Below are 5,504 nucleotides of genomic sequence, written 5' to 3'. Positions count from 1 at the left end.
TTTAAATAAGATCCTTTGCGATAAGGGTCAGTGATAAAACCGATTTAGAATCGGTTGTGTGTCCGGTTGAGCGCCTGGTTTAATCGGATTGTAAGTGCTCTCCAAGCGTTGCGCCCGGGCTGAAATGTCTGGGCTTTTTTGTATCCAGCTCACCAAAACCGTTAAACTAAATGCGCAATGTTTGAGATGGCAAAATGTGTTTATAGGAGAATCCCCATGTTAAAAAAAGCCAGTGTTTTGCTTGTGAGTATAAGCCTGTTATCCGGTTGTGCCACCATTAAATTGGGGCCGAGTTACGATGACCCTTTAAAGCAGCAGGTGGTGGCGAAAGCCAAAGCGGCCGATGGAAAGGTGTTGATGATTCCGATTGAAGGCTTGATTGCCAATGAAGGGTCGAAAGGCCTGCTCAGTCAATCACCAGGCCTGCTGGATAAGGTGATGATGCAGTTGCGCGAAGCGGAGCGGGACGACAGCATTCAGGCGGTGTTGCTGAAAGTGAATTCCCCCGGCGGCGGCGTGACCACCAGCGATATTTTTTATCATGAACTGAAGGCGTTTAAAGCCCGCAGCGGTAAAAAAGTGTATGTGCAGATGATGGATGTTGGGGCTTCCGGCGCTTATTATCTGGCGCTGGCGGCGGATCACATTCAGGTGCACCCAACCACGTTGACCGGCTCGGTGGGGGTGATTACGCTGTTGCCGAATGTCAGCGGGTTGAATGAAAAAATCGGTGTGGAAGTGAAAACCTATAAGACCGGGGAAAACAAAGACACCGGCTCGCCTTTCCGTGAAACCACCCAAGCCGATGATGTCTATCTGCAAACGCTGGTGGATGAGATGGCGCAGCGCTTCTATGCGTTGGTGCAACAACAGCGCGGCTTGTCCGATAGCAAAATGAACGAGATTAAACAGGCGAAGGTGTATTTAGGCGAGGAAGCCGTCATGGCAGGCCTGGTGGATTCGGTCGGTTACTTGTCGGATGCCAGCGAGCAGGCGTGTGCGCTGGCCGGTAAGACACAGTGCGATTTAGTCACCTATCGGTTTGAGGCCAATGCGAATGCGAATGTCTATTCCCCGAATATGCAGGCTGGCGCTCAGGCACCGGCGCTGAATCTGATTCAAAGTAATTTGCTGTCGCCGTTAACGGAATTGCGCCCCGGCTCCTATTACTTGTATCTACAGTAGTGGTTTTCAGTAACGGGCGCAGCTTGACGTTGCGCTTGCAGATGTGACCAACAAAAAAAGGCCGATAATCGGCCTTTTTTGTGTGCGTCGTTAACGCGGACGTCGGTTAAAATTCGCCCCACTCATCGTCTTCTGTCGGTTTGTGAGATGGGTTTTTCGGGCTGCGCACCGCGTGGGACTCGGCGGGTTTGGCCGCCGGTTTCGAGGCGGGTTTCGTTGCCGGCTTAGACGCCTGTTTCGGCGCTGGAAGCGCGGCTCTGCTGGCGGGCTTGGCGGCTTTTTTGACCGATGAGGCTGGAGCGCTGTTTTCCACTTTAAAGAAGGACATATCCTTCGCTAGAGTGTCGGCCTGTTCACTCATGCTCTCGGCGGCGGCAGAGGTTTCTTCCACCAGCGCGGCATTTTGCTGCGTCACTTCGTCAATCTGGCTGATGGCGCGATGCACCTGTTCAATGCCTTCCATTTGCTGTACCGAGGCCTGGGCGATTTGTTCAATCATTTTCGCCACTTCGTCCACCGACTGATTGATGGTGGACAGCACTTCACCGGATTCGGACGCCAGCTTGGTGCCTTGGTCGATGCGGCTGACGCTTTCATTAATCAAGCCGGTAATGTCCTTGGCGGCATCGGCGGACTTTTGCGCCAGGGCGCGGACTTCGCCCGCCACCACCGCAAACCCGCGACCGTGTTCACCGGCACGCGCCGCTTCCACCGCCGCGTTCAAGGCCAACAGATTGGTCTGGAAGGCAATGCCGTCAATTAAGGTGACGATTTCGGAAATCTTATGACTGGATTCCTGAATGGCGTTCATGGCGTCAATGGTCTGCTGCATGACCGTGGAACCTTCGGTGGATTTACGCTGCACTTCGTGCGCCACTTCGGTCGCCTGCTTGGCGTGTTCGGTATTGTTCTGCACGGCGGAATTCATCTCTTCCATGGTGGAGGAGGTTTCTTCCAGAGCCGCGGCCTGTTCCTGAACGCGCTGGCTGAGATCCATCGAACCTTGTGACACTTCGGCCGAAGCGGTGCTGACCACATTGGTGGCATTGACGGCCTGGGACACCACTTCGGTTAGGCGAATGGCGGTGCAGTTGACCGCTTCTTTCAGGGTTTTCAGTTCGCCGTGATAGTCGGCGGTAATGGTGTGGGTCAAGTCGCCTTCCGATTGCAGCACCACCACGCGGGTGACGTCCTGAATCGCACTTTCAAGGGCTTCCATCGACAGATTGATACCGTTTTTCAGGCGCAATAGGTCGCCTCTGGCTTCCGCTTTCACACGGTGTTCAAATTGCCCCTGCTGCATGGCATCCATCACATTGGTGATGTCGCCGATGGTGGCGTTCAGGGCATTCATGGTGGCGGTGACGTTGTTGACCATGCGCTTGAAGTCGCCTTCCACTTCCAAGTTCATGGAAATATTGAAGTCGCCGTTGTTCATGGATTCCATTACCTTGACGAGTTCGCGCATGGTTTCGTCAATGGAATCGGCGGAGTTGTTAATGCCTTCTTTCAGGGTGTTCAGATCGCCGTTGAGATTCATTTCCACGCGCTGGCCGAACTGTCCTCTGGCCATGGCATTGACCACTTTATTGGCTTCGCTGATCGCGCCCTGCATATCCGACAGCAGGTGGTTGACCGAGCGACCCATGTCGCCGATCTCGTCATCGCGTTTTTCATCGGCACGAATGGCGAAGTCGCCAGTGTCACGCACCTTGGACAGGTTTTGCTGAATGCTGCTCAGACCATTGGCAATCAGACGCGGGATAAAGATGGCGATCAGCACGGCCAGCAGGGTGACGACAATCGAGACCACAATCAAGGCGGCGACAATGTTTTCGTTCAGGGATTGCACCATCGGGCCGATTTGATCCTGCTCGGCGCGAATCGAGGCTTGGATTTCGTTCGTCCAAACGGTAATTTGCGGCCCAATCACCGCCAGTTGGTTGTTATAGATATCGTTGCGGGTGTTAATGGTCTGATTGAGTGCGTTCACATCGTCTGAGTAGGTTTGGATAATGGCAAATACTTGGTTGAGCTGATCCACGCGGGTGGGATTTTCAATCGAATCCTGTAACGCCCGCATAGCGTTCTCCAGGTTTTGGAACTCCTGCAGGGTGCGATCCATATCGGCTTTTTCATTGGCTTCAATGAATTTTATGGCATAGATTCGAGCCAGTAATAGCGTGCGCAGGCCTTGGGCGGCGGTAAAGGCGGCTTCGTAGTCACCGTCGTTATAGGCACTGGTTTGTACGCGGGTCAACAATTGTTCCATTTTGGGGCCATTGGCGTTCATATTGTTGACCAACTGGTCACGGGTGGCGAACAGGGCTTGAATCTCTTTAAAGCCGTTATGGTACTGTTGAGAGCCCGACACCACCTTTTCGATCAATTCAACCCGGTCTGGGTTTTGGAAACTGTTGCGGCTGCGCTGGAGTACGTCCGAGGTCAGGGTGTAGAACTTCTCGAACTCGGCCGCCCGCTCCGGCGTAGGGTCGTTCATATACCTCAGGGTGCGTAAACGGGTGCGAACCATTAAAGCCTGAATCTCGCTGGCGGCCATGTTGTCCAACGCCATTTCACGGTAATCTTTAAAGCCATCGGCGGAGGTGTTGATTTCAGTGATGCTGAAAACGGACATGCCAATGACCAACACGGTCAGCAGCGCAAAGCTGGCCAGTAGTTTGGCGCGAATGGTTTTAAACATAATGATTTCCTTGGTCTGTTCCCTGAGCGGGCTGCGTTTTATGGGTTAAATATACTGACTGATCAAAAAGTTTACTATGGATAATCCCTTATAAACATTAAACTTTTGTGTCCCCCTTATAAAGAGGTCTTATAAAGAGGTCTTGTAAAGAGGTCTTGTAAAGAGGTCTTGTAAAGAGGTCTTGATGAAGGTGGCGAGGTTGGCGGTGTTGCCCCAGGCCGTTTTGATCCAAATAAAGTCGAATTGGGGGCTGTGTGCTCGGATTTTGTGCACAACAGCCACTGAAGCCGACTGCATGTACAAGGAAGCATAAACCATGCCGAAGATAGTGGAATGTGCATGGAGTCACCCTGTGTAAAGGGTGAGTGTCGTGCCGAGATGAGCCGCCGTTTCCGGCGACAGGCTGTCCGCCTGTTAAACGGTTAAGAGGCGGTAGCGATCAGGATCCAGATTTCTTGCGGGGTTTTAGGCGGCGCACGGCGCTGTTGGCGACATCTTTGACGCGGGCAATATTGAGTTGCTGGCCGCAGACCCAGGCCTTTTTGAGTTCGTTAAAGGTGTCTTTTGGCATTTGTGCGGGCAAATCCACCAAGCTGTAACTGTCTTCGATATTGAGTTTTTGGATAAACTCGCCGTCCAGTCCGGCTTCATTGGCGATGCAGCCGATGATATTGCCCGGTTTGACGCCGTGCTGACGCCCGACCTCAATGCGGAAGCGTTCCATGCCTTCGTTGGGCGGCGACTGGCGACGTCCACGCGGTGCGCCTCGGTCGCGGCTTTTCTCGCGACGGTTCGGGCGCTCGCCACGATCGGAAAATTCGGCTTTTTTCACCGGTTTTTCACTCAGGAAGAAGGGCACATCGCCTTGCAGCAATTTCGCCAGGCCTGCGGCAATTTCAATGGCGGGAATATTGTGGTCGTTTTCAATGCTTTCCACCATTTTCTGGTAGAAGTCCAAATCATCGCCTTGGGCGGCCTCAACGATTTTGTCTTTAAAACGCACCACGCGACTGTCGTTGATTTCCTGAGCGGTGGGCAGCTCCATTTGCGTGATTTTCTTTTTGGTGGAGGCTTCAATCGAACGCAGCAGGCGACGTTCGCGCGGGGCGACAAACAAAATCGCGGTGCCGCTACGACCGGCACGACCCGTTCGCCCGATGCGGTGAACGTAGGATTCGTTGTCGTAAGGAATGTCGTAGTTGATGACGTGGCTGATGCGCTCCACATCCAGACCGCGCGCGACCACATCGGTGGCGATCAGAATGTCCAGCTTGCCGGATTTGAGCTGATCGACAATGCGTTCCCGCTGATTCTGGGCGATGTCGCCATTCAGGGCGGCGGCGGCATAGCCACGGGCTTCCAGTTTTTCCGCCAGCTCCACCGTGGCGGTTTTGGTGCGCACGAAAATAATAATGCCGTCAAATTCTTCGGCTTCGAGAATGCGGGTGAGGGCGTCCAGCTTGTGAATGCCGCTGACCAACCAGTACTTTTGGTCGATGGTGGAGGCGGTCGAACTGGTCTGTTTGATAATGACTTCGGTCGGGTTTTTTAAGTAGGTGTTGGCAATGCGATGCACTTCTTTCGGCATGGTGGCGGAAAACAGCGCGATTTGACG

Annotated in this window: 3 protein-coding genes; 1 reads left to right on the top strand and 2 read right to left on the bottom strand. The window is 53.4% G+C overall.

Translation table 11 applies throughout. From position 1 onward, the window contains the following. Positions 1–216: 216 nt before the first annotated feature. Positions 217–1,185, top strand: a complete 969-nt coding sequence (sppA, locus tag ACP5D0_RS09790) for a signal peptide peptidase SppA (RefSeq protein WP_472365591.1) — start codon at positions 217–219, stop codon at positions 1,183–1,185. 106 nt (positions 1,186–1,291) lie between these two features. Here the strand turns inward: sppA and ACP5D0_RS09785 are convergent, their stop codons facing one another. Both ACP5D0_RS09785 and ACP5D0_RS09780 read right to left on the bottom strand, forming a co-directional pair. Then, positions 1,292–3,889 carry a methyl-accepting chemotaxis protein gene (locus tag ACP5D0_RS09785; protein WP_472365590.1) on the bottom strand — a complete coding sequence of 866 codons (2,598 nt, stop codon included), beginning with the start codon at positions 3,887–3,889 and terminating at the stop codon, positions 1,292–1,294. A 439-nt stretch (positions 3,890–4,328) separates the two neighbouring features. Further along, on the bottom strand, positions 4,329–5,504 hold a 1,176-nt coding region (locus tag ACP5D0_RS09780), incomplete at its 5' end, for a helicase-related protein (protein ID WP_472365589.1).

Source organism: Hydrogenovibrio sp., assembly GCF_049975065.1.
In the GTDB taxonomy this organism is placed as follows: Bacteria; Pseudomonadota; Gammaproteobacteria; order Thiomicrospirales; family Thiomicrospiraceae; genus Hydrogenovibrio.
The sequence above is the reverse complement of the archived record's forward strand: the minus strand, read 5'-3'. Positions and strand labels throughout refer to the sequence as shown.